At 55.6% G+C, this 2103-nt stretch carries 2 rRNA genes; both read left to right on the plus strand.

Annotated elements, in window-relative coordinates:
- Positions 1 to 1831 (plus strand): 23S ribosomal RNA (locus ABH939_RS33105); the annotation flags it as partial.
- Positions 1832 to 1984: 153 nt separating this feature from the next.
- A 5S ribosomal RNA gene (gene rrf / locus ABH939_RS33110) occupies positions 1985 to 2101 on the plus strand.
- Positions 2102 to 2103: the final 2 nt, after the last annotated feature.

The following is a 2103-nucleotide window of genomic DNA, read 5'->3' on the forward strand; positions in this document are numbered from 1 at the left end:
GGCAGGTGTGTGGATGGGTAGGGGAGCGTCGTGTGGCCATGGAAGCGGCAGGGTGACCTAGCCGTGGAGGCCACACGAGTGAGAATGCAGGCATGAGTAGCGAAAGACGAGTGAGAAACTCGTCCGCCGAATGACCAAGGGTTCCTGGGCCAGGTTAATCCGCCCAGGGTGAGTCGGGACCTAAGACGAGGCCGACAGGCGTAGCCGATGGACAACGGGTTGATATTCCCGTACCCGTGTGAACGCGCCCATGGTGAATCAGTGATACTAACCATCCTGAAGCCACGAGAAGACCTTCGGGTCTCGAGTTGGTGGATGCATGGGACCTGATCTGGTAGTAGCCAAGCGATGGGGTGACGCAGGAAGGTAGCTGAGCCAGTCAGTGGTAATACTGGTGTAAGCGTGTAGGGCGTGACCTAGGCAAATCCGGGTCGCATACAAGCCTGAGACGTGATGCGTAGCCGATTGAGGCGAATTCAGTGATCCTATGCTGCCGAGAAAAGCCTCTAGCGAGCTTTCACACGGCCCGTACCCCAAACCGACACAGGTGGTCAGGTAGAGAATACTAAGGCGATCGAGATAACTATGGTTAAGGAACTCGGCAAAATGCCCCCGTAACTTCGGGAGAAGGGGGGCCCTGTCTGGTGACGACATTTACTGTCTGAGCTGGGTGGGGCCGCAGAGACCAGTGAGAAGCGACTGTTTACTAAAAACACAGGTCCGTGCGAAGTCGTAAGACGATGTATACGGACTGACGCCTGCCCGGTGCTGGAAGGTTAAGAGGACCGGTTAGTTCCTTCGGGAGCGAAGCTGAGAATTTAAGCCCCAGTAAACGGCGGTGGTAACTATAACCATCCTAAGGTAGCGAAATTCCTTGTCGGGTAAGTTCCGACCTGCACGAATGGCGTAACGACTTCTCAGCTGTCTCAACCGTAGACTCGGCGAAATTGCATTACGAGTAAAGATGCTCGTTACGCGCGGCAGGACGAAAAGACCCCGGGACCTTCACTACAGCTTGGTATTGGTGTTCGGTTCGGTTTGTGTAGGATAGGTGGGAGACTGTGAAACGGTGACGCCAGTTATCGTGGAGTCGTTGTTGAAATACCACTCTGATCGAATTGGACCTCTAACCTCGGACCATGATCTGGTTCAGGGACAGTGCCTGGTGGGTAGTTTAACTGGGGCGGTTGCCTCCCAAAATGTAACGGAGGCGCCCAAAGGTTCCCTCAGCCTGGTTGGCAATCAGGTGTCGAGTGCAAGTGCACAAGGGAGCTTGACTGTGAGACTGACAGGTCGAGCAGGGACGAAAGTCGGGACTAGTGATCCGGCACCGGCAAGTGGAAGCGGTGTCGCTCAACGGATAAAAGGTACCCCGGGGATAACAGGCTGATCTTCCCCAAGAGTCCATATCGACGGGATGGTTTGGCACCTCGATGTCGGCTCGTCGCATCCTGGGGCTGGAGTAGGTCCCAAGGGTTGGGCTGTTCGCCCATTAAAGCGGCACGCGAGCTGGGTTTAGAACGTCGTGAGACAGTTCGGTCTCTATCCGCCGCGCGCGTTAGAAACTTGAGGAAGGCTGTCCCTAGTACGAGAGGACCGGGACGGACGAACCTCTGGTGTGCCAGTTGTTCCGCCAGGAGCACCGCTGGTTAGCTACGTTCGGAAGGGATAACCGCTGAAAGCATCTAAGCGGGAAGCCTGTTCCAAGATGAGGTTTCTCACCCCCTCGAGGGGGTAAGGCCCCCGGCAGACCACCGGGTTGATAGGCCAGAACTGGAAGTGCAGTAATGCATGCAGGTGACTGGTACTAATAGGCCGAGGACTTACCACAAAGAAGCTACGCGTCCACTGTGCGGTATCTGAAACAACACACAGATACTGATGAGAAACCCTGTTTTCTCCATCCCCCAACACCAGAAACTGGTGTTGACGGGTGGTGAAACCAGGTGATCAGAAGAAGGTTACTGTGACAGTTTCATAGAGTTACGGCGGTCATAGCGAAGGGGAAACGCCCGGTCCCATTCCGAACCCGGAAGCTAAGCCCTTCAGCGCCGATGGTACTGCACTCGACAGGGTGTGGGAGAGTAGGACACCGCCGAACAC

The organism is Rhodococcus sp. 27YEA6 (genome assembly GCF_044908235.1).
GTDB lineage: Bacteria > Actinomycetota > Actinomycetes > Mycobacteriales > Mycobacteriaceae > Rhodococcus_F > Rhodococcus_F qingshengii.